Origin of the sequence: Methylobacterium sp. J-068, assembly GCF_022829445.1 — a bacterium.
In the GTDB taxonomy this organism is placed as follows: domain Bacteria; phylum Pseudomonadota; class Alphaproteobacteria; order Rhizobiales; family Beijerinckiaceae; genus Methylobacterium.
In genome coordinates this window covers 492,428-519,056 of sequence record NZ_JAKSXY010000122.1, presented here as the reverse complement: position 1 = coordinate 519,056, position 26,629 = coordinate 492,428, and the positions used below count along the sequence as shown (strand labels likewise).

Sequence of the window (26,629 nt, the reverse complement as noted above, 5' to 3'; positions counted from 1 at the left end):
GCGCCTCAGACCAGGGTGGTCCGCACGGCGCGGGCGACCGCGTCCGGCGCGACCTCGCTGCGGTCGCCGAGGAGGCGCCGGCCGGAGGCGATCACCTGAAGCGCCTCGCGGCTGCTGCCCTCGCGCAGGGCGACCGCCTCGAGGTCGCGCAGATAATCCAGGACGCCGTCGCGGGCCGTGCCGTCCTGCCGTTTGCCGTCATGAGCCAGCACCGGCTCGACCCGGGCCGTGACGTCGCTCGCCACCGAGGCCCAGAACGCGGCCGATCCGGCGGAATTCTCGTGCATCGCGCTGCCTTCCTGACGTGCGGGCTCGGTTCGAACCGGGGGGCGAACGTCGCCGCGCGGACCTCGCGGATCCGGCCCGGCGGCCAAACAACGTGGCTCGAGCGGCCCGCTCGAACGCCCTGGGGATGTTCGGCCCGAGCCTAGGGATCGGCTTGCGGAAGCGGAGTGCGGGGGAGCACAAGGCGTTGGAGGCCGGTTTTCCGGGGCCCCTCGCACGGCCCGCTCGCCCGTCGGCGGCGGCTGACGACCCACACGACGAGAGGCCCATGGCCCGCAAGCGCGCGCGACCGACCAACGAGATCCTGCTGGAGGCGGCGATGCGCCTCGGCCTTCCGCCCCGCAGCGTCGCGGCCGAAGCCCTGCGGCTGCATCTCGGCCTGCCCGAACTCGGCGGCTTCGTCGAGGATGCGGTGGTCGCCAAGGGCCTGCGCGAGCTGAAGGCGCGGCGCGTCTTCTCGGAGGGTGGGGTCGTCACCCTGAAGAAGGCGGTCCCGGCCCTGCGTGCCGCCGTGATGCGCGACGGCGGCATCACCTGGACCATCCGGACCCTCATCCCCGTCCTCGATGGCGGACGCCTCGACCTCCGGGTCGATGCCGCGCCCGAGACGGGCATCGCCGGCATTCTCGCCGGCATGGCCCACCGCAACGATCCGGCCTGGCGCCAGGACGAACTGCGCGCCGCCGTCGCCGAGACCTCGGTCCGGACCGCCAAGTCCCTGCGCCGGGCGGTCGAGCGCCTGCGCGATCAGGTGGCCGAGGACCTGCGCGAGGTCGGGGCCGACGCGGTGACGTATATCGACCACCTCGACCGTTCGCTGCGCTCGCGCGCCTTCCTGCTCTCGCCGAACCTGAACCAGTCGCTCACCGACACCCTGAAGGGCGTGCGCGCCCGCGCCCGCAACGTGGCGCGCGAGGATTCACGCCTGCGCCGCCTGCGCGATCAGGTCGGGTTCGGGGCCTATATCGAGAAATTCACCGCCGCGCGCCGCCTGAACCGGCGCATCGTCTTCCACATGGGCCCGACGAATTCCGGCAAGACCTACGCGGCCCTGGAGATGCTGCGCGCCGCCCCGACGGGCACCTACCTCGCGCCCTTGCGCCTCCTCGCCCTCGAGAATTACGAGGCGCTCGCCGAGCGCGGCCTGCGCGCCGGCATGGTCACGGGCGAGGAGATTCTGGGGGAACTCGACCCCACGCACACCGCCCGCACCATCGAGACCGCCGACCTGACCCGGCCCGTGGACGTCGCGGTGATCGACGAGATTCAGATGATCGCCGATCCGGACCGGGGCTGGGCCTGGACCAACGCCCTGTTCGGCGTGGCCGCCCGCACCGTGGTGGTCTGCGGCTCGGACGACGCGCTCGCGGCCGTGCGACGCGCGGCGGAGGCCGCCGACGAGTCGCTCGAGGTGGTCACCTTCGTGCGCAAGACCCCGCTGGTGCTGCAGGAGGCGCCGGTGCCCCTGGAGGAGGTGGCGCCGGGCGATGCCGTGGTGGCCTTCTCGCGCCGGGCGGTCCACGAGAACCGCGAGATCCTGGTCGCGGCCGGGCACAGGGTCGCGACGATCTACGGCGCGCTCTCGCCGGAGGTGCGCCGGGCCGAGGCCGCGCGCTTCCGCGCGGGCGAGGCCGATGTCCTCGTCACCACCGACGCCATCGGCATGGGCCTCAATCTCGGTCCCCTGAAGCGCGTGGTGTTCTCGGCGGTGCGCAAGTGGGACGGCGTCGGCGAGCGCGCGCTGACCAATTCCGAGATCCGTCAGATCGCCGGCCGCGCCGGGCGCTTCGGCCATCAGGACGAGGGCTATGTCGCGGCCGTGGACGAGACCGGCCTGGAGCCGATCCGCGCGGCCCTGGCCGGGGCCCCGACGGCGCCGGCCGCCGACACCCGGTTCTTCGTGCGGCCCGACCTCATCGCCATCACCTCGGTGGCCGAGGAGATGCGCACCGACAGCCTGCGCGAGGTGCTGGCGCACTTCGCCCGCGCCACCTTCTACGCCGGCTCGCCGTTCCAGCCCTCGGCCCTGGAGGAAATCCTGGAGATCGCCCGCACCGTCGACAAGGCGCGGCTGCCGATCGCGGAGAAGTTCGCGTTCTCGGTCTGCCCCGTGGACCGGCGCGATCCGGTCTCCCTCGGCATGCTCGAGCGCTGGACCCAGGCGCGCGCGCAGGGCGCCACGGTGCCCGCCTTGCGGGCGAACCTCGCGGGCGAACTCGATTATCAGGAACGCACGGTGAAGCTCGCCAGCGCCTATCTCTGGCTGTCCCGGCGCTTTCCCGAGACCTTCGACGATGCCGAGGCCATGCAGGCGATGCGCGCCCGCGCCAACGGCGCCATCGAGCGCCACCTTCAGGAGACCGCGACCCGCAGGGTCGAGCGGCGCTCACGCCGGGCGGGGGGGCAAGGGCTGACGGTCGGCGGCTGACCGGACCGGGCGGAATGGCCGGCCGGCCAAGGGGGAGGGACGGTCCCTCCCCGACGCCGATCCGGATCGTCGAACGCGCTGCCGGGCTCAGGCCGACTTCAGGTGCGCGGCCAGGTGCTTGTTCATCTCGAACATGGTGCACTTGTCCTTGCCGAAGACCTTCTTCAGCTTTTCGTCGGCCAGGATCTCGCGCTTGTTCTCGGGGTTCTGCAGGTTGTGCTTCTTGATGTATTCCCAGACCTTGCTGACGACCTCGCCGCGCGGCAGGGCGGCGTCGCCGACGACGGCGGCGAGCTCGGCGGTGGGCTTCAGGGGCTGCTGCAGGGCGTTCGGCTTGGCGCCATCGGCCTTCGGCGCGGCGACCTTCTTGCCCTTGGCGGCGGCTGCGGGCTTCTCGGCGGCCTTGGGGGCCTCCTTGGCGGTGTCCTTGGGGGCCGCCTTCTCAGCAGTCTTGGTGGTGCTCTTTGCCATGGGGTGTTCCTCCGGATGTCGGCGGTGAGCGCCGGTACGCCCACGGCCTGTGGCCTCGCAGCGCATAGCTGCAACAACTAAGCGGTGCCGCGAGCGTTCCAAGGGAAATCCGCCCCGATCCCGCCCGTCATCCACAGGCGTAGTGGTCGGGCGCGGGTTCTAGCCCGCTCGGGACCCAGACGAAACGCGCTCGACTTGCACGAGAACTTGGTCTCCACCACCCTGTACTTGAGGGCCGGCCCGCCGTCGAGGCAGAGCATGGTTGCACGGGCCGCATCGACAAAGACATGATTCCTTAAGGAGTTAAGGAGGTCGTCCGCGGAACGCGGCGCGCCCGCCACGGGGCCCGCGCCCGCCGCGCGATCCGCTTGCCGGCGCCCTCGATAGGCCGGTCCCCGCCTCGCCCGGGCGGTGCGACGCGCTCCGCCGGGACCGCCCCGCGTTTTTTGCCGATCCGCTCAAGAATTGATGAGCGACGCCGGATGTCCTTCGTCCGGCCATCGACGCCTCCGGCCGATTCCGGGACGTCGTCCCTGACGGGGCCTCACCGAACCTTAAGGAGGATCGGGCTATCCGGCGTCATGATCCTCATCGCCCTCACGCTCTCCCTCGGCGCGGCCGCCGCGCTCATCGTCGGCCTCGGCGCCATCGTTTCGGTCGAGGCGCCGGCCACGTCCGCGAGCCGGGGCGCCGCCGGGCTGATCTGAGGCACGGCCGGCCCCTGCGCGCGCCGGCCCCCGAACCCGCGCCGATCCGGAGCGTTGCGCCTGGGGCCCGTCTCGCGGGCCGCGCCACCGGACCCCGATCGCACGCATGCTCGACGCCTCCGTCGCCACGTCCCTCGACAGCACGGCGCACATCATCCAGATCGCGCTGACGCCGGTCTTCCTGCTTTCCGGCATCGCCACCCTGCTCAACGTGTTCGGCACGCGCCTGGCGCGGGTCGCCGATCAGGCCGAGCGCATCTCGCAGGCGATCGAGGGCGCGTCCGGCCCCGAGCAGCACCGCCTGGCGCTCCGCATGAACGCCCTGCGGCGGCGTTCGCTCGCCCTCGACGCCGCCGTGATCCTCGGGGCGCTCGGCGGGGTCGCCACCTGCGGCGCGGTCCTCACCCTGTTCGTCGGCGCCCTGCGGGACGCCACGGTCGCCGACATCCTGTTCCTGCTCTTCGGCCTCGCCATTCTCTGCACCCTGAGCGCCCTGGTGGTCTTCGGCTTCGAGATGCTGCTGGCGAGCCAAGGCATGCGCCAGCGGGTCGCCCGGCGCCAGTCCGAGGTCGCCGAGGAGACCGGCGTCCCGGTGGACGAGCGCGCCTGAGGCCGGAACCCGCGCGGCGATCGGGCTTTGTCCGCTCAGGCGCCGGCCGCTCCGGCACCGCGTGAGGAGTGCACATGCCGACGGATCTCCCGAACGAGCGCAGCATCCGGCCCGCCGGCTCGATGGAACTCGATCCCACGTCCGAGGGCGTCGCCATCGACGAGACGAGGCGCCTCATCGCCTCGAACAAGGTCGAGGGCACGTCGGCCTATGGCCGCGACGGCGAGCACATCGGCACGGTCTACAACTTCATGGTCGACAAGGTCTCGGGGCAGGTGGCCTACGCGGTCCTGTCCTTCGGGGGCTTCCTCGGGCTCGGCGAGAGCTATCATCCGGTGCCCTGGCGCGCGTTGACCTACAGCGTCGATCTCGGCGGCTACATCGTCGACATCGACCGCGATACCCTGGCGGGCGCCCCGACCCACGGCCCCGGCGAGGACCCCTTCGCCGACCCGGCCTTCGGGGAGCGCGTCGACGGCCATTACGGCGGCCGGAAGGCACCCACCGCCTGAGATCGGCCGGGGGCTCGGCCTTTTGATCGAGGCTCGTCTCCCGACAGGTCCGGATCTTGCTAACCGCTTCCCGACAGGCATCGCGCGCATCGCCTGCCGTGGGCCGCGCAATGGAGCGTGGCCGGATGTCGGGACTCCGTTCCCGGTGGTCCGGCGAGCCTCGCGGAAGATCCGAACCGAAAAGGACCCGATATGGCCTATCTCGCCCCGGCTGAGTTCGTCACCAAGATGGTGGATGCAGGCGAAGCCAAGATCTTCATGTCGACGCGGGACACCGTGATCCGCGCCTATATGGCCGGCGCGATCCTGGCGCTCGCCGCCGTCTTCGCGGTCAGCATCACGCAGCAGACCGGCATTCCGATCCTCGGGGCCGCCCTGTTCCCGGTCGGCTTCTGCATGCTCTACCTGCTCGGCTTCGACCTGCTCACGGGCGTGTTCGTGCTGGCGCCGCTGGCCCTGCTGGATGGCCGGCCCGGCGTGACTTGGGGCGGCGTGCTGCGCAACTGGGGCCTCGTCTTCCTCGGCAACTTCCTCGGCGCGCTCACGGTCGCCTTCATGATGGGCTTCGTGTTCACGTTCGGCTTCACGGCGCCGGCCGACAAGGTCGGCGAATTCATCGCCCATATCGGCGAGCGCCGCACCGTCGGCTACGCCTCGCACGGGGTGGGCGGCTGGTTCACGATCTTCGTGCGCGGCATGCTGTGCAACTGGATGGTCTCCACCGGCGTCGTCGGCGCGATGATCTCGACCACGGTCAGCGGCAAGGTGATCGCCATGTGGATGCCCATCATGGTGTTCTTCTACATGACCTTCGAGCATTCCGTGGTGAACATGTTCCTGTTCCCGTTCGGCCTGCTCATGGGCGGCCAGTTCTCGATCGGGGATTACTTCTTCTGGAACGAGATCCCGACCGTGCTCGGCAACCTCGTCGGCGGCCTCGCCTTCACCGGCCTGACGCTCTACACCACCCACGTCCGGACCGCCCCGAAGCGGACCACCCTCCAGACGGAGCGCCGCCTCGCGGCCTGATCGGCGCGACCGGGCCTCGCGCGCCGAAGCGCGGGGCCCGTCCGCCGGAATCCGTGGCATGGCTTCCACTCTGACGCTCTCCCTCGGCCAGCACAGCGAGCGCGGCCGCAAGGAGACCAACCAGGATTTCCACGGAGCCCTCGTCCCCGAGGGCTCCGTGCTCGCGCTCAAGGGAAGCGCGGTCGCCATCGCGGACGGGATCGGCAGCAGCGCCGTCAGTCACGTCGCGAGCGAGACGGCGGTCAGGAGTTTCCTGACCGACTATTACGACACGCCCGAGACCTGGTCGGTGAAGACGGCCGCGAGCCGGGTCATCGCCGCGACGAATTCGTGGCTCCACGCCGAGACCCGGCGCAACCGGCACCTGCACGACCCGGATGGGGGCCGCGACCGCGGCTACGTCACCACCTTCACCGTACTCGTCCTGAAATCGCGCATCGCCCACATCTTCCATGTGGGTGATGCGCGCGTGTCGCGCGTGGCCGGGCGCTCGCTCGAAGCGCTCACCGAGGATCACCGCGTCGTCCTCGGCCCTGGGGAATCCTATCTCGGGCGGGCGCTCGGCGCCGCCCCGCACGTTGAGATCGACCACCACGCGGTCGCGATCGATCACGGCGACATCTTCGTCCTGATGACGGACGGCGTGCACGAGCACGTCCGGCCCGAGGCCATCGTCGCGACCATCACCGATCACGCCGGCGATCTCGACCGGGCTGCCCGTGAGATCGTCAGGCGTGCCTATGAAAACGGCAGCCCCGACAATCTCACCGTCCAGGTGGTGCGGGTCGATGCCGTGCCGGACGGCGATCCGGCCGATCTCTCGGGCCGGGTCGACGCCCTGCCTCCGGCTCCGCTCCTCGACCCGCCGACCACGTTCGACGGCTACCGCGTGCTGCGCACCCTGCACGCGAGTCACCGCAGCCACGTCTACGTCGCGCTCGACCCCGAGACCGGGCGCACGGTGGCGCTCAAGGTGCCGTCGACGGCGCTGCACGCCGATCCGGCCGGCCTGCGCCGGCTGATGATGGAGGAATGGGTCGCGCGCCGCATCGACAGCCCGCACGTGCTGAGAGCCGCGCCGCAGACGCGCCGCCGCAGCCACCTCTACACCGTGATGGACTACGTCGAGGGCCGCACCCTGGCCCAGTGGCTGCGCGACGACCCCCGGCCTGACCTGGAGGAGGTGCGCCGCATCGTCGAGCAGATCGCGGCGGGCCTGCGCGCCTTCCACCGGCGCGAGATGGTGCACCGGGACCTGCGCCCCCACAACATCCTGATCGACACCGCCGGCACCGTCCGGATCATCGATTTCGGCTCCACCCGGATCGCGGGCATCGCGGAGGACGAGCCGGACGTCCACGAGGCGGTTCACGGGACGGTGCAGTACACCGCGCCGGAATGCCTCGCCGGACGTCCCGCCACGCCGGAATCGGACACCTTCTCGCTCGGCGTGATCGCCTATCAGATGCTCACCGGGCGCCTGCCCTACGGCGCCGAAGCCGCACGGGCCTTCAGCGAGGCGCATGGACGGCGCCTGCGCTATGTCTCGATCGCCGCCGCGCGCGCGGGCCTGCCGGCCTATGTCGACGCCGCGATCCGCAAGGCGGTCCATCCGAGCCCGGCCCAGCGCTACGACGCGCTCTCGGCCTTCGTCCACGACCTGCGCCATCCGAACCCGTCGCTTCCCGGCATCCGGCGCGCGGCCCTCCTGGAACGCGATCCGGTGCTGTTCTGGAAGCTCGTCTCCCTCGGGCTGGCGGTCGCCGTCATCGTCCTGCTGGCGCGCTAGGCCTTCGGCGCGCCGGCTCGCGATCGAGGGGTGGGCGGAAATCCGGATCAGGCCTCCGGCCCGGCGGTGATCCGGTCGAAGTCGAGGAGCGCGGTCTCGATCACGATCTGGGTGCGGCTGATGACGTCGAGCTTGCGCAGGATCTCGGAGACATGCGCCTTCACGGTGGAATCCCCGACCTGGAGCTCGTGCGCGATCTGCTTGTTCAGCTTGCCCTGGCGGATCATCGCCAGCACCCGCAACTGCTGGGGCGTCAGGCTCGCGACCCGCTCGGCGAGCGGCGCCTTGCGGGCCGCCGGGGCCGTCGGCGACCGGGACGCCGTGTTGGCCAGGGCCTTGACGTCCAGGGCCGTCGGGATGGAGAGCCCGCCGGCCAGCACGTCGGCGATGGCCCGCGTCAGGGTCGCCTTGTCGACGGCCTTCGGCACGAAGCCGGCCGCGCCGTGGTCGAGGGCCTCGCGGATGATGCGCGGGTCCTCGAGGCCGGACACCACCAGGATCGGCACCCGCGGCGCCTGCGCCCGGATCGCCATCAGGCCCTCGAAGCCGGTGACGCCCTGCATCGAGAGGTCGAGCAGGATGATCTCGATGGCGGGCTGGGCGCCCAGCACCGCGCAGGCGCTGGCGATGCCGTCGGCCTCGTGCAGCGTCGCGTCCGGATAGGCGAGGCCGACCGCGCTGGCGAGCGCGTCGCGAAACAGCGGATGATCGTCGACGATGAGGAGATGCATGCCCGTTCCGCCCGGCGCGTGCGCCCCTGCTCCGGAGCGGTCCGGCCTCGCATTGCGTGCAGACCGGTCGCCCGACATACTCGTGTCATCGCGGAGAACCGGGCGTCAAGCCCGGCCCGCGCCGAACGGGTGAGGGGGACGACGTGGCGGAGGGGACGCGGGTGCGCACGCATCTGTGCGGCATCACGACGGCCTGGACGGAGGCCCTCGACGCCGAGGCGGCGATCACCGAGATCGGCGCCGCCATCGGTGCGCGCCGCGTCGCGCAGGTCATCGCGTTCTTCTCGGCCGATTACGACGTCGAGACCCTGAACCGTGGGCTCATCGCCCGCTTTCCCGGCGCGGGCATCGCCGGCTGCACCATGTCGGGCGGCATCTCGCCGGCGGGCGGCCTGGAGCGCGGCCTCGTGGTCATCGCCTTTCCGGTGGAGGGCTTCCGCATCGTCTCGACGCTGCTCGACGCCATCGACCATCTCGACGTCGAGCGCACCGCCTCCAGCGTGCGCGCCCTGCGCCGGAGCCTCGGGAGCACGGGCGACGAGGCTGGCGCCGATCCGGCCTCGGGCGGCCGCTTCGCGCTCTCGCTCATCGACGGCCTCGCCAATGCCGAGGAGACCGTGGTCTCGGCCATCGCCTGGGCGCTCGACGGCATCCCCCTCGTCGGCGGATCGGCGGGGGACGACCTCACCTTCCGCGAGACCGTGCTGCTCCACGACGGCCGCATCCACCAGCGCGCCGCCGTGCTGCTGCTGGTCGAGACGGCCTTCCCGATCCAGATCTTCAAGAGCGACAATTTCGAGCCGACCGACACCAAGTTCGTGGTCACCGCCTCGGACGACGAGCAGCGCACCGTCCACGAACTCAACGCCGAGCCCGCAGCGCGGGAATACGCCATGGCGGTGGGGCTCGACCCCGAGCGGCTCTCGCCGATGAGCTTTGCCGCCTATCCCCTCGCGGTGAAGGTGGGCGGCGAGTATTTCTGCCGCTCGATCCGGCGCATGAACGCGGACGGCTCGCTCAGCTTCTTCTGCGCCATCGACGAGGGCGTCGTGCTCACCCTGGCGCGGCCGCGCGACATCGTGGCGGCCACCGCCGCCGAACTCGCGCGCCTCGACGCCGATCTCGGGGGCATCGACCTCGTCATCGGCTTCGAATGCGTGCTGCGCCGCCTCGACGCCGAGAGCCGGCAGGTGCGCCACGGCATCTTCGATCTCTACCGGCGCTACGATATCGTCGGCTTCGACACCTACGGCGAGCAGTACCGGTCGATGCACCTGAACCAGACCTTCACGGGCATCGCCATCGGGCGCGGCATGGCGGGGCAGGACGGGGCAGGACGGCGCAGGGGCGCGAGGTGATGGTCTCGCCCTGCGATCCCGAGAGCCTCCCGGCGGGCGAGGACGCGAATCTGCGGCGCATCGCCAAGCTGGAGCGCATCAACGCGGCGCTGATGGCGCATGTCGAGCGCAGCATGGACCAGCAGGGCGGGGCCTACTCGCTGTTCCAGACCGCCACCATGCTGGAGGGCCGGGTCCGCACCCGCACCGAGGAGCTGACGGGGCTGATGCGCCGCCTGGAGCGCTCCAACGAGGCCCTGGTGGCGGCCAAGGAGGAGGCCGAGAACGCCAACCGCTCGAAGACCCGCTTCCTGGCAGCCGCGAGCCACGACCTGCTCCAGCCGCTCAACGCGGCGCGGCTCTCGGCCTCGGCGCTCGCCGACCTCGCCCTCGGGCCGGAGGCGCTGGCGATCTCGGGCCAGATCGAGCGCGGGCTCCAGATCATCGAGGATCTGATCAAGACCCTCCTCGACATCTCGAAGCTCGATGCCGGCGTGGTCCGCCCGGCGGTCAAGCCCGTGGCGCTCAACGAACTCCTCGACGGCATCGCGGCGAGCTTCCGGCCGCTGGCCGAGCGTAAGGGCCTGCGCCTGACCGTGCGCGGGCCCGACCTGGTGGTGGCCAGCGATCCGATGCTGCTCCAGCGCATCGTGCAGAACCTGGTCTCGAACGCCATCCGCTACACCCGCCAGGGCGGCGTGCTCGTGGCGGCCCGCCGGCGCGGGGGCGCCTGCCGCATCGAGGTGCTCGACACCGGCTGCGGCATCGCGCCCGCCGAGCACGACCTCGTGTTCGAGGAGTTCTTCCGGGGTGGCGGGGAAGGGGAGGGGGGCGAGCCCGGCCTCGGCCTCGGCCTCTCCATCGTGCGCCGGATGGCGGTCGCCCTCGACCATCCCCTCGAACTCGCCTCGCGGGTCGGGCGCGGCACCCGCATGGCCCTGACCCTCCCGTCCAGCCTGACGCCGCCGGAGCGCACGGTGCCGGTGGCGCCCGTGGCGACGCGGCTCACCGGCGCGCGCATCCTCGTGGTCGAGAACGACCCGCCGACGGCCGATGCCCTGGAGCGCCTTCTGCGGGCCTGGGACGCCGAGGTGGCCGTGCATCGCGACCGCGCGGGCGTCGAGGCGGCGCTCGCCGACGGGATGGAACCGCCCGACCTCCTGGTGCTCGACTACCACCTCGACAACGGCGCCTGCGGCCTCGACGTGGCGGCCCATCTCCAGGCCTGCACGGGCCTGCGCCGTCCGGTCATCGTCACCACCGCGGACCATTCGCCCGAGATCGAGGCCGAGGTGACGGCCCTCGGGGCGCAGCTGATCCACAAGCCGGTCCGCCCGGCCCAGCTGCGCGCGCTCCTGACCTACATGCTGGCCTGATCCCGGCCTCCGCGCGGGGCCGGTTCGTCGCGGTTCGAGCGCGCGGCAGCAGGCGTCACGCGGGGCATGCCGCGGACCTCGCGCGCACCATCCGCGTGGGCCTTGCGCCGGTATTATGAATAATCCCGAGTGGAGATCCGTCGCTTCGGCGCTCCCGCCTGCGCTTCCCCCGTCCCTGCGAGATCTTTCCGAGGCGGGGCCTCAGTTGAATTTGAGGCTGCATTGAAAAATTTGCACCGCACCAAGCTCAAATTGCGCCGCAACGTCACCCCGGTCGCTCTTGCGAAGCTTCAGGCGGCTCTTTACGCTGCCGCACGAGAACAAGACTTTCCCGTGCGCGCCCTCCGGCAGGTTCCGATCCGCCGCCCGGCGCAGCCGTGGGAATGCGGAGGACGGCCCGGCCCATGAAGAAGAACAAGGTCATCACGGCCAGCGAGGCGATCGCCCTGATCCGGCACAACGACGTGGTCACCACGACGGGCTTCGTCCAGAGCTGCATCCCGGAGGCGCTGCACGCCGCCCTCGAGAAGCGCTTCGTCGAGACCGGGGCGCCCCGCGACCTGACCCTGATCATGACGGCGGGCGCGGGCGACAGCAAAGGCCTCGGCACCGGGCGCCTGTACCACGAGGGCCTGCTGCGGCGGGTCATCGCCGCCAATTTCGGCCGCATGCCGAAGGTCGCCAAGGCCGCGCAGGAGGACAAGATCCTGGGCTACAACCTGCCCCAGGGGGTGATCTCCCAGCTCTACCGGGCCTGCGCCGCCGGTCAGCCCGGCCTGTTCTCGAAGGTGGGGCTGCATACCTACGTGGATCCGCGCCACGGGGGGGCGCGCGTCAACGGCGTGACGGAGACCGAGATCGTCAAGCTCGTGGAGGTCGATGGCGAGGAGTGGCTGTTCTACACCGCCACCAAGATCGACGTGGCCTTCATCCGCGGCACCTCGGCCGATCCGTCGGGCAACATCTCCTTCGAGAAAGAGGCCCTGACCCTCGACTGCCTCGCCCAGGCCATGGCCGCGCGCAACAACGGCGGCATCGTCATCGCGCAGGTGGAGCGCATCGTCGACGACGGATTCCTGCTGCCCAAGGACGTGCGCGTGCCCGGCATCCTCGTGGATTGCGTGGTGCTGGCCGAGCCCGAGATGCACCGCATGAACTACGGCGTGCAGCACGATGCGGCGCTCGCGGGCCAGATCCGCGTGCCGGTCAGCGGCATGAAGCGGATGCCGCTCGACGCCCGCAAGGTCATCGCCCGGCGCGCCGCCTTCGAGCTGCCGCCGAACGGCGTGGTCAATCTCGGCGTCGGCGCGCCCGAGGGCATCTCGGCGGTGGCCAACGAGGAGAAGGTGACGCCCTACATCACCCTGACCACCGAGGCGGGCGCCGTCGGCGGCGTGCTGGCCTCCGGGTCGAGCTTCGGCGCCGCGACGAACGCCGATTGCGTCATCGACCAGAACCAGATGTTCGATTTCTACGACGGCGGCGGCCTGGACATGACCTGCCTCGGGCTGGCCGAGTGCGACCAGCACGGCAACGTCAACACCAGCATGTTCGGCGGCCGCCTCAACGGCTGCGGCGGCTTCATCAACATCAGCCAGAACGCCCGCTCGGTGGTCTTCGCCGGCACCTTCACGGTGGGCGGCCTGGAGACCGTGATCGAGGACGGGCGCCTGCGCATCGTCACGGAGGGACGCTCGCAGAAGTTCCTGCCTCAGGTGGAGCAGGTCACCTTCAGCGGGCGCTACGCCCAGATGCGGGCGCAGCCCGTGATCTACGTCACGGAGCGCTGCGTCTTCCAGCTCACCGACGAGGGCCTGGAACTCATCGAGGTGGCCCCCGGCATCGACATCGAGCGGGACATCCTGCCCCATATGGGCTTCCGGCCGATCATCAAGCAGCCGGTGCCGATGGATGCCCGCCTCTTCCGCGAAGAGCCGATGGAACTGCTCGCCGACCTGCTCAACCTCAACCTCGCCGAGCGGGTGAGCTACGACTCCGAGCGCAACATCCTGTTCGTGAACCTGGAGGGTTGGCACGCCCGCGCCAAGAGCGACCTCGATGACCTGCGCATGGTGCTGGTGGGCGCGTGCAAGAAGGCCGGTCAGCGGGTCAACACCGTGGTCAACCACGACGGGTTCCGCATCAACGAGAACCTGTACGACGACTACGCGCACATGATCCAATACCTTCAGGCGAACTACTACCTCACGACCACCCGCTACGCGACCAGCGCCTTCCTGCGCCTCAAGATGGAAGAAGCCCTCAACCGGCGCGGCCTCGCCCCCCACGTCTTCGAGCGCAAGGAGGACGCCCACGCCTTCCTCGAAGGCGCCGGCAAGGTCCGCCGGGCCTCGACGGCGATCGCCTCGGCGGCCTGATCCCGCGACCGCGAGGAACCGGGCCGGGCGCGCCCGCCCGGCCGGCGCGGTTCAGCGCGCGCCCATTGCCGGGGCAGTCGAACGGGCGGCATCCCGAAGGTACTGGAGGCAGGAGCCGCGCACCTCCGGGTCTCCGATCGCCTGAAAGACCGTCAGAAGCTCGAGCTGTTCCGAGACGGCCGCGAAGCGCGCGTCCGGTCGCCCGCCATCCTGTGTCCAGAACGTGCTCTCGCAGATGTCGAGTGCTGCCGCGATCCGCCGCAGTACCGAGCGCGTGCTGTCATCGTCCATGTTCGCCACCCTCCCTCTGCCGAGATCGCGGTCGAATTCAATCTTCAATATCGCGATATGAGGTCGCATCACAATTTGTTTTGTCCTTACGCCATCGCATGGCCGTCGAGCGGCTGGGGAAAACCCAATGCCGCTCTACTTGTCTCCTGAGTTGCACTAGATCATTTGTTAAGTGTGACTGCGGAGGATCCGAATGGTGTCGATGACGACGGCGATGCCCGCGCTCCGGGCGGCGGGCCTGATCGGCACCTGGAGCACGGATGTCGCCGCCGGCCGCTCGATCCTCGATCCCGGCGCGGCGGCCATGCTCGCCGGCGATCCCGGCCTCGCCGACCAGCCGCTGCCCCTCGAGGCCGCCCTGGGCTGTACGCATCCGGACGACCGGGACTGGGTCTTCGCGCGCATCCGCCGGGCCCGCCTGACCGGGGGCCCGTTCTCGGCCGAGTTCAGGATCCGGTCGGCGACCGGCGAGGTGCGCTGGGTCCTCAACCGCGGCACCCTCCTGCGCGACGTGACCGGCGCCATGCACGGCTCGGGTGCCTATATCGACACGACGGACAGCCATCCGAAGCGCTTCCTCTCGGCCGCGTCCCTCGATCGGGAGGGCGACGATCCCCTCGTGATCGCCGCGGACCGTTGCCTCGAAGTCCACGCGGCGCTCCAGCGGACCGGTCACGCGGACTTGCGGGACCTGACGGGCATGCTGCTGACCGGGATCGGCATGGCCCTCGCCCGACGCCGCGACGGGTGACGGACGCCGACGCTCGGACGCCCGGTCCTCCGCGCGTCACCGGGGATAATCGGCGATTGCGGGACGAGCCGAGGCCTGAGAAGACGGTGCGATGATCGTCCGTTCGCGTCCCGGCCTCCTCGAGATCCTCTTCACGCTGCGTGGCTCGGTCCTGCCGCAGGTCGCCCCCAAGGTCCTGGGCATCACCCTCGTGGCGGTGATCGTGGTGGCGGGGGAGCGGCACTGGCCCGAGGCCTTCCCGGTCACCGCCGGAATCGGGCCGTTCACGCTGATCGGGATCGCCCTCTCGATCTTCCTGAGCTTCCGCAACGGCGCCTGCTATGACCGCTGGTGGGAGGGCCGCCGCGCCTGGGGCAGCCTCGTGGTCGAGACGCGGGGCCTCGCGCGCCTGATCAATGCCCTGCTGCCGGGAGAGGCCGAGGCGCCCTGGCGCGGACGCGCCCTGCGGCGCCTCTCCGCCTTCGCCCACGCCCTGCACGCGCAGCTGCGCGGCGGCGATCCGGGCCAGGCGGCGCGATCCTGGCTTCCCGCGAACGAAGCCGCGACGCTGGCGCGGCACCCGAGCGCGCCGGACGCGGTGCTGGCCCACCTCACCGGCGACCTCGCGGAAGCCTATCGCCGCAACGCCCTGACCGACGTGCTCTTCGCCGCCCTGGAGCACCGGATCGCGGCCCTGGCGCAGGTCCAGGTGGTGTGCGAGCGCATCCGGAACACACCACTGCCCTTCGCCTACACGCTGCTCCTCTACCGCACGGCTTGGATCTACTGCCTGCTGCTGCCCTTCGGCCTCGCGGCCTCCCTCGGCTGGGCGACGCCGGTGGCGACAGCCCTCGTCGCCTACACCTTCTTCGGCCTCGACGCCCTCGGCGACGAACTGGAGGAGCCCTTCGGCCTCGCCCCCAACGACCTGCCATTGGACGCCCTGCTGCACACGATCGACGGCATCGTGCTCGACGCGCTGGGCGAGGCGGCCCCGCCACCGCTGGAGCCGGAGCGGTATCTGCTGACGTGAGGGGGCACGTGGCTCACAATTTGATGGCTGGCTTCCTTCGCTGATGTCCAGGATGGATGGTTTTGCGACGGTCCACTTTCGAGTAGGAGACGGCGGGATCGGACGCACATCCGAGTTTTGACCAGAATGTCTCCTGATCTATGCCATCACTCCCCCAGATAACTACGAGGCAAGCCTTTGCAAATCGCTTCCGGTGGAGCAGGATCTGCTTCGCAAGCAATTGGCGGTGGGAACGAATAGATTGCGATGGATGTCGGATTTCGGCTGTCGAGGTATAGAGCCCAAGGCTGACCTGCCGGTGGAGCAGGCTGCCCATCATCACAGGCAGCTTGAGACCCTGACCTATGGATCGGTATCGTTCCTTGATCTGCGCTTCCTCTGACGACAGTATCGATGCCGACTATGCCTTTCCACGGATGATAGTCTTCCTTGGCCTCGCCGATGTATTGGGCTTCTTTTATTCGGCCTATGACAAGAGTATCAAATCCGCCAAGTTTAATCTTATCGTGAGGTGCTCGCATGATCCGACATGCAAAACTTTGAGTCGGGAGCATCGACATGTAAAATGCAAAAACGAGAACCCCGGATAGATATTTCATTAAAATCTCGTTCGTATAGATTGTCGAGATTCACATTTTTATTTCATAAATCATCTCGCGGTGATTGATTCAAAATTTGAGATGTGCTGAATGAAAAGCAATGTACTGATGGTCGACAGTTGTCGTATTACAAACTGTCGACCATCGCTCTGATATTTTCAATACTCCCAGAAAATCCGCTGCAGGTCCTTCGTGTCCTGGGTCTTCGTCAGTGCCACGGCGGCGAGGATCTTGGCTTTCTGCGGGTTGAGGTCGTGGGCCACCACCCAGTCGTACTTGTCGTCGGGCTGCTCGGCGTTGCGCAGGACGAACCCGTCGCCGACGCGCGAGGAGCGGATGACCTGCACGCCCTTGGCGCGGATGTCCTTCAGGGTGTCCACGAGGTAGCCCGCCACCGAGCCGTTGCCGGTGCCCGCGTGGATGATCGCCTTGGCGCCGCCCGCCACCGCCGAGGTGTAGGCCTCCGGATGCATGTTGCCCGAGCCGTAGACGATGGCGACCTCGGGCAGGCTGTCGATGCCGTCGATGTCGAACTCGGAGGTGGTGCCGTGGCGCTTCACCGGCGCGCGGAACCAGTAGGTCTTGCCCTCCACCACCATGCCGAGGGGGCCCCATTGGCTGAAGAAGGCCGAGGGCTTGATGTTGACGCGCTTGGTGGTGTCGCGGCCCGCCTGGATCTCGTCGTTCATGGTCAGCAGCACGCCCTTGGCGCGCGCGTCCTTGGCGCCCGCCACCACGACGGCGTCGAGGAGGTTGAGCGCGCCGTCCGCCGAGATCGCGGTCGAGGGACGCATCGAGGCCACCATCACGATGGGCTTGTCGGTCTTCACCACGAGGTCGAGGAAGTAGGCCGTCTCCTCCACGGTGTCGGTGCCGTGGGTGATGACCACGCCGTCGACGTCGTCGCGCTTGACCAGGGCCGAGACCTGCTTGGCGAGCTGGATCAGCTGCGCGTTGGTGAAGCTCTCGGAGGCGATCTGGAAGGCCTGCTCGCCGCGCACCTCCGCCACCTGCGCGATGGCCGGCACGGCGGCGATGAGCTTGTCCACCGGCACCTTGGCGGCCTGGTAGGTGGCGCTGTTGGCCGCGTCCGCGCCCGCGCCCGCGATGGTGCCGCCGGTGGCGACGATGACGACGCGGGGCTTGGCCGCCGCGGCCGGCGTCGTCGCCGCTTCGCCGGGCCTGGCCGGGGCCGGCCCCTCCAGCGCCGTCGCGGGGAGGATCGTGCCGGCCATCAGGGCCATCAGGGCGATCGGCAGGGTGGCGCGCATGTCGGAGCCTCGAGGTCGTTTCGGGTCCGGCATTGTGGCTCCGCGAACCGGGAAGGCCCAGTCGAAAAACGCGGCCCCGTGGCGAAATCCGCGTTGTTCGTGCGCTGCGAAGTCTTCCGGTCTCGGGCCTCCGCTTGGAGCATCATGCAGGATGCTCTTGCGTCGAAGACGGATAGGCTGTGCCGTGCGGCATGGATCGCGTAAATCGAAACGAACATGACCATTGATCACATCGATCTCTCTCGCGTCGACCTGAACCTGCTCGTGACGCTGGACGCCTTGCTCGCCGAGCGCAGCGTCACCCGCGCCGCTGCCCGCATCGGCATCGGCCAGTCGGCGATGAGCAGCAGCCTCGCGCGCCTGCGCCTCCTGTTCGCCGACGAACTCCTCACCCGCGCGCCGGAAGGGATGCGCCCGACCCCCCGTGCCCTGGCGCTCGCCGAGCCGGTCCGCACCCTGCTGCGGCAGGTGCAGTCGCTGGTGCGGCGCGACGACGCGTTCGACCCCCGCACGGTGACCCGCACCTTCACCATCGGCCTGCCGGACAGCGCGGAGGTGCTGATCGGCCCGCGCCTGCTCGCGCACCTGCGGGCCGAGGCGCCCGGCATCAGCCTGCTCCTGCGCTCCATCGACCGCATCCGCATCCTGCAGGAGCTCGATGCCGACCGCGTCGATCTCGGCATCGGCTTCTTCACGGAGGGGCAGACCCACCACAAGCAGCGCCTGCTCTACCGCGACAGCTACCTCTGCATGTTCAACGCCGACCTCGTCGGCCTCGCGGCCCCGATCTCCCTCGACGACTACCTGCGCTTCCCCCACGTGCTCACCAGCCTGAAGGAGACCGCGCACGGGGTGGTGGACGACGCCCTGGCCCGTCTCGGACGCAGCCGGACCCTGGCGGTGACGACGCCGCGCTTCCTCGCCGTGCCGTTCCTGGTGCGCAGCGCGCCCGTGCTGACCACGATGCACGCGCGCCTCGCCACCTTCTTCGCCGGGGCCCTCGGCCTCACCGTGAGTCCGGCCCCGGTGGCGCTGGACGACGTGGCGATCTCGATGCTGTGGCACGCCTCCTACGACGACGACTCCGCCCATCGCTGGCTGCGGCGGACCCTGCTCACCCTGGTGGAGGCGCCGACCGGCGCGATCTGAGACCGTCGCCGCTCGATCGAAGCGGAGGACGGTCTCGCTCAGCCCGCGCGGCGCCGGAGCGAAGCCCGAATCCGCCATCCCGAACGCGATCCCTCAGGGATCGCCGGAAGGGATCGACCGGATTTGGAATGACGGGTCCGCCCGGTGCCACGGAACCGGCGAAATCCTGCGCGAATCTCCGGCGCGGGTGAGGGATCGCACCTCGGCGCGCGCGGGACGGCAAGGGCTCCTTACCGTTCATCAACCGTTCGGTGATCCTCTCCCACTGTGACGCTTCTGATGTTCGCACAGGCCCATCTTTTCGCACAGACTCATCGGGATCGAAGGAACGGAGCTATGAAGAACTCGCTGATCGCGGCCCTCGTGGCCGCCTCGGTCGCCGTCGTGGCGACCCCGAGCGCCCAGGCGCGCGACGGCATCGGGGCCGGCGGCGCCGCCGCGCTCGGCGTGCTCGGCGGCCTCGCCATCGGCGGCGCCATCGCCTCGTCGCAGAACGACGGCGGCTACTATCCGGGCCGCCCGGTCTACCGCGCCCCCCGCCCGGTCTATGTCGAGGAAGAGGTGTGCCACATGGAGCGGCGCGGCTACGTCGACGCCTACGGCTACGAGCACATCCGCCGCGTGCGCGTCTGCGAATAGGACCGATCCGGGACTTCTCGCGAGGTCCTTTCGCGTCGCGCCCGAGGGCGCGGTCCTGATGGGAGAACGAAGAAGGGCCCCGCCGTTTCCGGCGGGGCCCTTCTTCGTTTCAGGCGGACCGGAATTCGGTCCGGCTCACCACTTGTAGCCGACGCTGGCGATGATCCGGCGCTGGGTGCCGTAGAAGCAGGCGCCGGCCGAGGAACAGGATGAGACGAAGCGGCGGTCGCCCACGTTCTGGATGTTCACGGCCGCGCGCCAGCCGTCCCGCTCGTAATGCACCGCCGCGTCGAAGGTGACGTACTCGGGCACCGTCAGGGTGTTGGCGACGTCGGCGTAGGAACGGCCGACATAGTTCACGCCGCCGCCGAATCCGAAGCCGCGGAACTCGCCGACGGGAATCGTGTAATCGGCCCAGAGCGAGGCGAAGGTCTCCGGAATGCCCACCGGCGTCTTGCCGAGGTCGAGGGTGGTGCCCTCGATCGTGCGCAGGCCGTAGAGCGTGTAGGACGCCACCACGTTCAGGCCCTCGGCCAGGGTCGCCACGGCGGAAGCCTCGAAGCCGCGCGAGCGCACCGCGCCGATCTGCAGGCTGGAGAAGATGTTGTTGGGGTCCGGCGTCAGCACGTTGGAGCGCACGATGTCGAAGGCCGCCACGGTGAACAGGGTGTTCCAGCCCGCCGGCTGGAACTTGGCGCCCACCTCGACCTGCTCGCCGCGATCGGACTTGAACGGCCGGTTGTTGGCGTCCACGCCCACCGTCGGGTTGAACGAGGTGCCGTAGGTCACGTAGGGCGCCAGCCCGTTGTCGAAGTTGTAGATCAGGCCGAGGCGTCCGGTGAAGGCGCTCTCGTCGCTGCCGACCGAGTTCGACGGCAGCAGCTTGTCCTGGACGTTGTTGCTCACGAAGTCCTGGCGGCCGCCGATCAGGAAGGTGAGGTGATCGGTGAGGGCCACCTGATCCTGGGCGTAGAGGCCGACCTGCTGGAGCTGCTGGTTGATGATCCGGTACGGCGTCGGGGCCGCGGCCGACTGACCGTAGCGGGGCGACAGGATGCTGAGTGACGGCACCGGGAAGGTCGAGGCCTGATTGTCCGACAAGCTGTAGCGCTTGTAATCGACGCCCATCAGCAGGGTATGGCCGAAATAGCCGTCGCTGAAGCGCGCCTCGGCCTGGTTGTCGACCGTGAACAGGCCGGCGCGCGGCGCGGTCAGGAAACCGTAGCGGGCGAGTTCGGTCTCGGCCGCATTGGCGTAGCCGTTGCCGACATAGCGCCGGTCCGTCACCTCCGTGAACGAGAAGCGGAAGTTCTGGCGGAAGGTCCAGACGTCGTCGAAATGATGTTCGAACTCGTAGCCGAGATTGGCTTGGTTGCGGGTGTATCGGTCGATGAGGGGGTCGCTGGCATTGAGGCTGCGCGAGATGCGCAGGCCCGACGCGTTCGGCCGCACCGTGCCCGAATAGGGCAGGAACTGGCCCGCCCCGCCGGTCTCGTCGCGCTGGAAGCTCGTCAGCACCGTGAAGGTGGTGGCGCCGTCCGGCTTATAGGTGAAGCTCGGGGCGATGTAGTACCGGTCCTCGGGCGCGAACCGAACCTGGGCGTCGCTGTTCTGCAGGCGGCCGGTCAGGCGGTAGAACCAGTGGCCATCAGCGTCCGCCGGGCCGCCGAGATCGAAGGCGGCGTAGCGCTGGTTGAACGACCCGCCGCCGAGTTCGAGGTAGCGCAGCGGCTCGGCGGTCGGACGCTTCGAGACGATGTTGACGAGGCCGCCCACGGGGCTGCCGCCGAACAGGGTGGCGGCGGGTCCGCGCAGGATTTCGATGCGCTCGGCGCCGAACGGATCGATGCGGAAATTCGCGAACGAGGTCTGGAACAGCTGGAGCCCGTCCCGGAACAGGCCCGTCTCGGTGGCCGAGAAGCCTCGGATCAGGAACCAGTCGAGGCGCGTGTCGGGGCCGAACTGATTGGCGTAGACGCCCGGCGTGTAGCGCAGGGCCTCCGCCACCGTCTGCGAGCGCTGCGCCTCGATCTGCTGAGCGCCGATCACGCTGATCGATTGCGGTGTGCGGATGATCGGGGTGTCGGTTTTGGTCGCGCTCGCGCTGCGGTTCGCGACGTAGCCATCGACGGGACCGCGCGCCGATTCCAGCGCCCGCGCGCCCGGCGCGGCCACGACGCCGTTGCCGTTGCCGCGCGCGGCGCCCTCGACGCTCAGCGTCTCGAGGGTGACCGTACTCTGCTGCGCCCGGGCCGGCGCCGTGAGAGCAGCGAGGGAGAGCCCGGCCAGCATCCAGCGGGACAGGGACTTCCGGCGCATCCGAGATGCGGACATGATCATCGATCCTCGCGGTGGCGCAGCACGACGGGCTCGCCGAAAGGGCGAGGAGGGACGCGGGCGCGCAGATTAGAATTTATGTAAAGTGTTGTAATACAATGTTTTTCTGAGCTCTCGCTACGGCCCGGCCTGGAGCTTTGCAAGGCCCTCGAACGCAAACTCGGATGGCCGTTGCCGCCAGAGCACAGAGGGCCGGCGGGCTGGATTCGCCTCGCCGTACTCCGTTCCGGTCTGCGCGTGACGGGCTCGGGTCCAGGCCGGACGACGAAGCGCATTCGTCTCGGGCTCGGTGGCCTGATCGTGTCTTCGCGCCTCGTGCGCAGGCCGACCCGGTCCTGTGATCTCCGGCGTCGTTCGAGGCGTCGGCGTCAAATCCGCTGGAGCCGATCGAAATCCGCGCGTGGTACGAACGGGCCCGCATTGATCGGGCCGTCCGTCGCGGAGACGCGCGCCGTTCGGCGATCGGAGTTTCCCGCTGCTCGCGCGACCCTGGCGCGGGCCGGGAGCCGCGCGTCAGCGTGGCCCGGGCTCAGAGCGGCTGATAGGTGTGTTCGTCGGCCGGGAAGGTGCCGGAGCGGACCTCCTCGGCGTAGTCCTTCACGGCCGCCTCGATCTGGCCGCGCAGGGTGCCGAAGCGCTTCACGAATTTCGGGACCCGGTCGCTCAGGCCCAGCATGTCCTCCAGGACGAGGATCTGGCCGTCGCAGGCCTGGGTGGCGCCGATGCCGATGGTCGGGGCGGTGATGTCCGGGGAGGTCGCGATGGCGCGGGCCACCGGCTCGACGATGCCTTCCATCACGATGGCGAAGGCGCCCGCATCGCTGATGGCGCGGGCATCCGCCATCAGGCGGCGCTCACCGTCGGCCTCGCGGCCCTGCACCTTGAAGCCCCCCATGGTGTTCACCGACTGGGGCGTGAGGCCGATATGGCCCATCACCGGCACGCCGCGCTCGACCAGGAAGGCCACGGTCTCGGCGAAGCGCGCGCCGCCCTCCATCTTGATGGCGCCGGCGCCCGTCTCCTTGAGCACGCGGGCGGCGTTGAGGAAGGCCTGCTGCGGGCTGGCCTCGTAGGAGCCGAAGGGCATGTCCACCACGACGAGCGCCCGCGAGGTGCCGCGGATCACCGCCTGCGCCTGCACGATCATCATCTCGAGGGTCACCGGCAGGGTGGATTCCATGCCGTGCATCAGCATGCCGAGGGAATCGCCGACGAGGATGAAGTCGCAATAGGGGTCGAGGATGCCGGCCGTGTGGGCGTGGTAGGCGGTCAGCGCGATGATCTTGCGCCCCTCGCTCTTGCGCTTGGCGAGATCGATCGCGCGGATGCGGCGGGACTGCACGGCTTGCGACATGGAACTCCACCCGGCTGGTTCGGGCCGCAGGAACGCGGCGGCCCGTCTGTGGGTGGAGCCTCTATACACGGCCGGCGCCCGGATCGCGCGGGGTCCCGTGACGGTCCCGGCGCATTGTCGCCGTCCGCGCGACGCCCCAGTCCGGTGCCGGATACGATGGGAGAGCGAGAGCGATCGTGGATCCGAACGGCCGAAACGATCGGCCGGACGGTCTTGCCCGGGGGCTTCGATAGCGGCGATGGCGTCGCGGCTTCGTGCTCTCTCCGGGCGGTCCCTCCCTAGACTTCGGGGCACCTGTGGGCGCCTGTATTCCGCCACGACCGGACGCGTGTCAACTGCGGTCATGCCGGCGAACCCACTGGGGCGTGCCGATATTTTGAGCGCGGCCGTGGAGGCGAAAACGGGCGGGCCCGAGGTCGCGGGCCCCGCGTCGGATCGGCTCACCGCCCGCGCGGGCGGGCGTCTCGGTCCTCACCGAGAGTCGTGCCGGGTGGGGCCTTGCGTCCGGAGGGGCCGGGCGTTGCGCCATCCGGGTCCGCTCCTCCGGCGAGGCATCCGGTTTAAAGTTATGAACATCACCATTTCAAGTCAGTGCGTTCGGGGAAAGCCCGAGGATGTCGATACGGTCGGCAAGCATATCGTTTTGTGTGTTTCACACGAATCGTGATGAGGATCGATCTAATTTCTCGAGATCTGATCTGTCGTCATTCAATATGAAGTGGCTGTCCCTGGCGCTGCGTATTGCAGTTGTTCCAATCGGCTTGCGTTGCGGCTCGATGGGCGATCATCCGTTTCGCCCCGGATGGAAGTGCGAGGAGGTGAATGATCACCGTCGACGTCCAGCACAACATCGTCTTCGGCGCCGAAGGCGGCGGGAGCCGAGGCGGTGGCGGATCGGGCCGGCTTCGGACGCGCGATCACCGCCGGGGAAGAGGGAACGCACCCCGCCGCGAACGGAACCGCCTCGCCGTCACCGGTCGGACCCGTCGATCATCCACGCTGTGGTGCCCGTCCGCGTCAGCGACGGGCCTCGCTGCCCGCGCGCGCCGTCCAGGCCGTGTCCTCGGGGATCACCGTGGTGGGGTGGCGCTCCTGCCAGCCCTCGATGCCCTCGGGGAACCAGTTCACGCGGGTGTAGCCCTGGAGGACGAGGCGCTTGGCCGCGTTCCAGCTGCCCCAGCATTCGGGATGGCAGAAGACGACGACGGCCCGGCCCTTGTCGCCCCCGGTCAAGGCCTCCACCCGCTTCAGGAACAGGGCCTCGTGCGCCGGGTCGAGGGGGGCGGCGCCGGCATTGGCCATCCAGACCGCGCCCGGCAGCGAGCGGTGGGCCGGCAGCCAGGGCCGGTCGGCGGGAAAGCCCGCCGGGCGTCGGTCGGCCAGGGAGACGTCGAGCAGCACAGGCGCGTCCCGCGCCATCAGGGCGTCGAGCGCGTCGATGTCGATCACATGCGCGCCCGACAGGGTGGCGGGGGTGTAGCCCCGCTGCGGCCCGGTCCAGATCCCCTCGGGCTCGGGCACGTTGACGGGGGAATCCGCCGGGTTTGTCGAAGCCGGGCTCGCCGCCCCCAGGAGGAGGGCGGCGAGCCCGGCGGCCGCGATCCGGGCGAGGCGCTGCATCCTGTCCGGCCCGCTCAGTTGGTCGCGCTCGGCACGGTGAAGCTGTGCTCCCAGTGCCCGTTCTGGTTGTCCGAGGCCGTGACCTTGATCGGGCCCTGCCCGCCGGGACGCAGGCCGAAGTTGATGACCGGGTTCGAGGCGATCGAGATGTCGCCGTCGAGGGTCAGGACGGACTGGCCCCCGCGCGTGATCGCGAGCTTGTTGACGTAGCGGGCGGGGGTGTAGTCGCGCGTGACCTGGTTCATCTGCATGCCGCTGAAGTTCGGATGGCGGACCATCAGCGTCGTCTCGACCGGTTGGCCGGGCTGGCTGTCCGCGAACTTCATCTTCATGTCGCCCATGCCCTTCATCGCCTCCTCGTCGCTCATGCCCATGGGGGCCGAGCAGCCGCCGGAGGCCTTGACAAACTTCGTCGCCTCGAAGAGCCGGCCATCCTTGGTCTCCACCACCGCGTGGATGTTGGTGTAGTTGTTCACCCGCACCCGGAGCTTGACCTCGCCCGGATCGGCGCCCGGACCGAAGGCGATGTGCGCGGCGTAGGGCGACGGGTTGTCGTCGATGATGAGGTGGACGCCCGCCACCTGATCCTTCTCCGGCATCGTCAGGGTGATCGGCACCAGGGAGGCGTCGAGCGCCCGCACCGGCGCATCGACCTTGATCAGGCTGTCGCTGGCCTCGATCCGCTTGTCGCCGAAGATCGACTTCTGGATCTCCTTCCAGCGGGCGAGCCGCTCGGCCTCGTCGTCCGAGGCGCCGGCGGCCTGGACCAGGGCGGGCTTCAACACCGCGCCGGCGCCGGCGAGCGGGAGCGCGAGCGTCAACGCCGTGATCGCGCAGCGCAGGACGGGACGGATCAGGACAGGGTTGGCGAGGACGGACGGCATGGCGTGTCTCCTTGAGTGTTTTGCGTTGGTCGATGCGGTGCGTGGCGAGGGCGGGCGATGTTGTGCACGCCGGATGGGGTCTCGAGGGCGTTCCGTCACTCCCATTCCAGTTCCTTGAAGGCCTGGGTGACGTTGCGGCCGTTATAGGTCTCGAACAGGACCCACCTGTCCCGCTCGGCCTGGCCGACGGTCCGAACGGCCTTCTCGATCGGCATGTCCGCCGCGATCGCCCGGCGGGTCTCGTCGCGAAGGGTCGTAAGGTAGCGGGTCAGGTCGTCCATGGCGGGGGCGAAATCGACCAGCGTCGGGCCATGGCCCGGCACCGCCTTCACCGCGTCCATCGCCCTCAGCACTTCGGCCTCCTTGAGCCAGCCCACGAGACTGCCGTCGAGCGACGGGATGCGGGTCACGAACAGGAGGTCGGCCGGAAACAGGATTCCGGAGGCGGAATCACGCATGGACAGGTCGCAATTCGTGTGCGCCGCTCCGTGGGCGGTGAAGCGCAGGGTTCGCCCGCCGAGGTCGATCTCGGTGCTCTCCTTCACCTCGAGGGTGGGGTAGACGACGCTGCCGGCCCGGTCGGCCCCCAGGATCTCGACCAGACGGGTGCGATAATAGTTGCCGCGCGCGTCCAGCGCCGCCCGCAGCGCATGGTGGCCGACATAGACCGGCTTGTCCTCGGCAAAGGCCGCCGCGCCGAAGCAATGATCGGGATGCACGTGCGTCAGCACCACGTGACTGATCGGCTTGTCCGTGCGCCTCCGGATCTCGCCGCGCAGCCAGGCACCGTCCGCGGCGCTGCCGCCGGACTCGGTGACCATCACCGACCGCTCGCCCACGATGAAACCGATATTCGCGATGGCGTCGTCGTTCTCGCGGCTCGCCTCGGTGTCGGATCCCCGCCGGATGAAGATGCCTGGACCGACCTCGTTCAGCGCGAAGCCCTCCGCCGACCGCCCGAGCGTCGGCAAGCAGCACAGGCACAGGCCCCCGAACAGGGCGCCGCGCCGCGTCGCCTGCGAGCGTGACCGGGTCGTATCGACCGGCATGAATTCCTCCGTTTTTCTTT

24 protein-coding genes are annotated in these 26,629 nt (G+C 69.5%); 13 read left to right on the top strand and 11 right to left on the bottom strand.

Annotation, left to right across the window (positions count from 1 at the left end):
* Window positions 1-5: 5 nt before the first annotated feature.
* A complete protein-coding gene (locus MKK54_RS22735; protein WP_244014517.1) occupies window positions 6-287 on the bottom strand; it encodes a hypothetical protein in 282 nt (93 codons plus the stop codon).
* A gap of 266 nt (window positions 288-553) precedes the next feature.
* On the opposite strand from MKK54_RS22735, the gene MKK54_RS22730 reads away from it, so the two are divergent.
* Complete coding sequence (locus tag MKK54_RS22730) at window positions 554-2,713, top strand: helicase-related protein (protein WP_244014515.1); 2,160 nt, start codon at window positions 554-556, stop codon at window positions 2,711-2,713.
* 87 nt (window positions 2,714-2,800) lie between these two features.
* On the opposite strand, the gene MKK54_RS22725 is transcribed toward MKK54_RS22730, so the two are convergent.
* Window positions 2,801-3,184, bottom strand: a complete 384-nt coding sequence (locus tag MKK54_RS22725) for an SWIB/MDM2 domain-containing protein (RefSeq protein ID WP_244014513.1) — start codon at window positions 3,182-3,184, stop codon at window positions 2,801-2,803.
* Between the two features lie 581 nt (window positions 3,185-3,765).
* Here MKK54_RS22725 and MKK54_RS24585 point away from each other — a divergent pair.
* From MKK54_RS24585 to MKK54_RS22705, 5 genes are all read left to right on the top strand, one after another.
* Window positions 3,766-3,891, top strand: a complete 126-nt coding sequence (locus tag MKK54_RS24585) for a hypothetical protein (RefSeq protein WP_279597477.1) — start codon at window positions 3,766-3,768, stop codon at window positions 3,889-3,891.
* Between the two features lie 106 nt (window positions 3,892-3,997).
* The gene (locus tag MKK54_RS22720) at window positions 3,998-4,501 is read left to right on the top strand and encodes a DUF2721 domain-containing protein (protein ID WP_244014511.1); all 504 of its coding nucleotides are present in this window, start codon (window positions 3,998-4,000) and stop codon (window positions 4,499-4,501) included.
* 74 nt (window positions 4,502-4,575) lie between these two features.
* Window positions 4,576-5,013 (top strand): PRC-barrel domain-containing protein, encoded by a 438-nt coding sequence (locus MKK54_RS22715; RefSeq protein WP_244014509.1) that lies wholly within the window; start codon window positions 4,576-4,578, stop codon window positions 5,011-5,013.
* Window positions 5,014-5,205: 192 nt separating this feature from the next.
* Complete coding sequence (locus tag MKK54_RS22710) at window positions 5,206-6,042, top strand: formate/nitrite transporter family protein (protein ID WP_244014507.1); 837 nt, start codon at window positions 5,206-5,208, stop codon at window positions 6,040-6,042.
* A 58-nt stretch (window positions 6,043-6,100) separates the two neighbouring features.
* A complete protein-coding gene (locus MKK54_RS22705) occupies window positions 6,101-7,831 on the top strand; it encodes a bifunctional protein-serine/threonine kinase/phosphatase (RefSeq protein ID WP_244014505.1) in 1,731 nt (576 codons plus the stop codon).
* A 47-nt stretch (window positions 7,832-7,878) separates the two neighbouring features.
* On the opposite strand, the gene MKK54_RS22700 is transcribed toward MKK54_RS22705, so the two are convergent.
* Entirely contained in the window at window positions 7,879-8,562 is a 684-nt protein-coding gene (locus MKK54_RS22700; protein ID WP_244014502.1) for a response regulator, read from the bottom strand.
* Window positions 8,563-8,705: 143 nt separating this feature from the next.
* Between MKK54_RS22700 and MKK54_RS22695 the strand changes: the two genes are divergently transcribed.
* The 3 genes from MKK54_RS22695 (at window position 8,706) to MKK54_RS22685 (ending at window position 13,653) form a co-directional block, all read left to right on the top strand.
* Window positions 8,706-9,920: an FIST N-terminal domain-containing protein gene (locus MKK54_RS22695; RefSeq protein ID WP_244014500.1), complete on the top strand. Its 1,215-nt coding sequence runs from the start codon at window positions 8,706-8,708 to the stop codon at window positions 9,918-9,920.
* Window positions 9,920-11,275: a hybrid sensor histidine kinase/response regulator gene (locus tag MKK54_RS22690; RefSeq protein ID WP_244014497.1), complete on the top strand. Its 1,356-nt coding sequence runs from the start codon at window positions 9,920-9,922 to the stop codon at window positions 11,273-11,275. The genes MKK54_RS22695 and MKK54_RS22690 overlap by 1 nt, the downstream gene beginning before the upstream one ends.
* Window positions 11,276-11,679: 404 nt before the next feature.
* Window positions 11,680-13,653 (top strand): acyl CoA:acetate/3-ketoacid CoA transferase, encoded by a 1,974-nt coding sequence (locus tag MKK54_RS22685; RefSeq protein ID WP_244014495.1) that lies wholly within the window; start codon window positions 11,680-11,682, stop codon window positions 13,651-13,653.
* A gap of 51 nt (window positions 13,654-13,704) precedes the next feature.
* Here the strand turns inward: MKK54_RS22685 and MKK54_RS22680 are convergent, their stop codons facing one another.
* The gene (locus MKK54_RS22680; protein WP_244014493.1) at window positions 13,705-13,944 is read right to left on the bottom strand and encodes a hypothetical protein; all 240 of its coding nucleotides are present in this window, start codon (window positions 13,942-13,944) and stop codon (window positions 13,705-13,707) included.
* A 193-nt stretch (window positions 13,945-14,137) separates the two neighbouring features.
* Here MKK54_RS22680 and MKK54_RS22675 point away from each other — a divergent pair, with 193 nt between their 5' ends.
* Together MKK54_RS22675 and MKK54_RS22670 are read left to right on the top strand one after the other, a co-directional pair.
* Window positions 14,138-14,695 carry a PAS domain-containing protein gene (locus MKK54_RS22675; RefSeq protein ID WP_244014491.1) on the top strand — a complete coding sequence of 186 codons (558 nt, stop codon included), beginning with the start codon at window positions 14,138-14,140 and terminating at the stop codon, window positions 14,693-14,695.
* A gap of 91 nt (window positions 14,696-14,786) precedes the next feature.
* The gene (locus tag MKK54_RS22670) at window positions 14,787-15,707 is read left to right on the top strand and encodes a bestrophin family protein (protein WP_244014489.1); all 921 of its coding nucleotides are present in this window, start codon (window positions 14,787-14,789) and stop codon (window positions 15,705-15,707) included.
* Window positions 15,708-15,853: 146 nt separating this feature from the next.
* On the opposite strand, the gene MKK54_RS22665 is transcribed toward MKK54_RS22670, so the two are convergent.
* Together MKK54_RS22665 and MKK54_RS22660 are read right to left on the bottom strand one after the other, a co-directional pair.
* A complete protein-coding gene (locus tag MKK54_RS22665; RefSeq protein ID WP_244014487.1) occupies window positions 15,854-16,306 on the bottom strand; it encodes a hypothetical protein in 453 nt (150 codons plus the stop codon).
* Between the two features lie 158 nt (window positions 16,307-16,464).
* Complete coding sequence (locus MKK54_RS22660) at window positions 16,465-17,577, bottom strand: type II asparaginase (protein ID WP_244014485.1); 1,113 nt, start codon at window positions 17,575-17,577, stop codon at window positions 16,465-16,467.
* Window positions 17,578-17,793: 216 nt separating this feature from the next.
* On the opposite strand from MKK54_RS22660, the gene MKK54_RS22655 reads away from it, so the two are divergent.
* Both MKK54_RS22655 and MKK54_RS22650 read left to right on the top strand, forming a co-directional pair.
* A complete protein-coding gene (locus MKK54_RS22655) occupies window positions 17,794-18,726 on the top strand; it encodes a LysR family transcriptional regulator (RefSeq protein WP_244014483.1) in 933 nt (310 codons plus the stop codon).
* Between the two features lie 336 nt (window positions 18,727-19,062).
* Entirely contained in the window at window positions 19,063-19,365 is a 303-nt protein-coding gene (locus MKK54_RS22650; protein ID WP_244014481.1) for a hypothetical protein, read from the top strand.
* A 135-nt stretch (window positions 19,366-19,500) separates the two neighbouring features.
* Here the strand turns inward: MKK54_RS22650 and MKK54_RS22645 are convergent, their stop codons facing one another.
* The 5 genes from MKK54_RS22645 to MKK54_RS22625 all read right to left on the bottom strand — a co-directional run bounded on the left by MKK54_RS22645 (window position 19,501) and on the right by MKK54_RS22625 (window position 26,609).
* Window positions 19,501-21,699, bottom strand: coding sequence for a TonB-dependent siderophore receptor (locus tag MKK54_RS22645; RefSeq protein ID WP_244014479.1), 2,199 nt, complete (start codon window positions 21,697-21,699; stop codon window positions 19,501-19,503).
* Between the two features lie 532 nt (window positions 21,700-22,231).
* Window positions 22,232-23,056, bottom strand: a complete 825-nt coding sequence (gene panB, locus MKK54_RS22640; protein WP_244014477.1) for a 3-methyl-2-oxobutanoate hydroxymethyltransferase — start codon at window positions 23,054-23,056, stop codon at window positions 22,232-22,234.
* Between the two features lie 1,017 nt (window positions 23,057-24,073).
* The gene (locus MKK54_RS22635) at window positions 24,074-24,676 is read right to left on the bottom strand and encodes a rhodanese-like domain-containing protein (protein ID WP_244014475.1); all 603 of its coding nucleotides are present in this window, start codon (window positions 24,674-24,676) and stop codon (window positions 24,074-24,076) included.
* A 14-nt stretch (window positions 24,677-24,690) separates the two neighbouring features.
* Entirely contained in the window at window positions 24,691-25,560 is an 870-nt protein-coding gene (locus tag MKK54_RS22630) for a quinoprotein dehydrogenase-associated SoxYZ-like carrier (RefSeq protein WP_279597476.1), read from the bottom strand.
* A 95-nt stretch (window positions 25,561-25,655) separates the two neighbouring features.
* Window positions 25,656-26,609: a quinoprotein relay system zinc metallohydrolase 2 gene (locus tag MKK54_RS22625; RefSeq protein WP_244014472.1), complete on the bottom strand. Its 954-nt coding sequence runs from the start codon at window positions 26,607-26,609 to the stop codon at window positions 25,656-25,658.
* Window positions 26,610-26,629: the final 20 nt, after the last annotated feature.

Coding starts and splice junctions, on each gene's coding strand:
- MKK54_RS22710 (WP_244014507.1), top strand. CDS start 5,206: ATGGCCTATCTCGCCCCGGCTGAGTTCGTCACCAAGATGGTGGATGCA.
- MKK54_RS22735 (WP_244014517.1), bottom strand. CDS start 287: ATGCACGAGAATTCCGCCGGATCGGCCGCGTTCTGGGCCTCGGTGGCG.
- MKK54_RS22685 (WP_244014495.1), top strand. CDS start 11,680: ATGAAGAAGAACAAGGTCATCACGGCCAGCGAGGCGATCGCCCTGATC.
- MKK54_RS22690 (WP_244014497.1), top strand. CDS start 9,920: ATGGTCTCGCCCTGCGATCCCGAGAGCCTCCCGGCGGGCGAGGACGCG.
- MKK54_RS22635 (WP_244014475.1), bottom strand. CDS start 24,676: ATGCAGCGCCTCGCCCGGATCGCGGCCGCCGGGCTCGCCGCCCTCCTC.
- MKK54_RS22645 (WP_244014479.1), bottom strand. CDS start 21,699: ATGTCCGCATCTCGGATGCGCCGGAAGTCCCTGTCCCGCTGGATGCTG.
- MKK54_RS22680 (WP_244014493.1), bottom strand. CDS start 13,944: ATGGACGATGACAGCACGCGCTCGGTACTGCGGCGGATCGCGGCAGCA.
- MKK54_RS22715 (WP_244014509.1), top strand. CDS start 4,576: ATGCCGACGGATCTCCCGAACGAGCGCAGCATCCGGCCCGCCGGCTCG.
- MKK54_RS22655 (WP_244014483.1), top strand. CDS start 17,794: ATGACCATTGATCACATCGATCTCTCTCGCGTCGACCTGAACCTGCTC.
- MKK54_RS22730 (WP_244014515.1), top strand. CDS start 554: ATGGCCCGCAAGCGCGCGCGACCGACCAACGAGATCCTGCTGGAGGCG.
- panB (WP_244014477.1), bottom strand. CDS start 23,056: ATGTCGCAAGCCGTGCAGTCCCGCCGCATCCGCGCGATCGATCTCGCC.
- MKK54_RS22650 (WP_244014481.1), top strand. CDS start 19,063: ATGAAGAACTCGCTGATCGCGGCCCTCGTGGCCGCCTCGGTCGCCGTC.
- MKK54_RS22660 (WP_244014485.1), bottom strand. CDS start 17,577: ATGCGCGCCACCCTGCCGATCGCCCTGATGGCCCTGATGGCCGGCACG.
- MKK54_RS22720 (WP_244014511.1), top strand. CDS start 3,998: ATGCTCGACGCCTCCGTCGCCACGTCCCTCGACAGCACGGCGCACATC.
- MKK54_RS22725 (WP_244014513.1), bottom strand. CDS start 3,184: ATGGCAAAGAGCACCACCAAGACTGCTGAGAAGGCGGCCCCCAAGGAC.
- MKK54_RS22630 (WP_279597476.1), bottom strand. CDS start 25,560: ATGCCGTCCGTCCTCGCCAACCCTGTCCTGATCCGTCCCGTCCTGCGC.
- MKK54_RS24585 (WP_279597477.1), top strand. CDS start 3,766: ATGATCCTCATCGCCCTCACGCTCTCCCTCGGCGCGGCCGCCGCGCTC.
- MKK54_RS22665 (WP_244014487.1), bottom strand. CDS start 16,306: ATGAAATATCTATCCGGGGTTCTCGTTTTTGCATTTTACATGTCGATG.
- MKK54_RS22670 (WP_244014489.1), top strand. CDS start 14,787: ATGATCGTCCGTTCGCGTCCCGGCCTCCTCGAGATCCTCTTCACGCTG.
- MKK54_RS22705 (WP_244014505.1), top strand. CDS start 6,101: ATGGCTTCCACTCTGACGCTCTCCCTCGGCCAGCACAGCGAGCGCGGC.
- MKK54_RS22625 (WP_244014472.1), bottom strand. CDS start 26,609: ATGCCGGTCGATACGACCCGGTCACGCTCGCAGGCGACGCGGCGCGGC.
- MKK54_RS22675 (WP_244014491.1), top strand. CDS start 14,138: ATGGTGTCGATGACGACGGCGATGCCCGCGCTCCGGGCGGCGGGCCTG.
- MKK54_RS22700 (WP_244014502.1), bottom strand. CDS start 8,562: ATGCATCTCCTCATCGTCGACGATCATCCGCTGTTTCGCGACGCGCTC.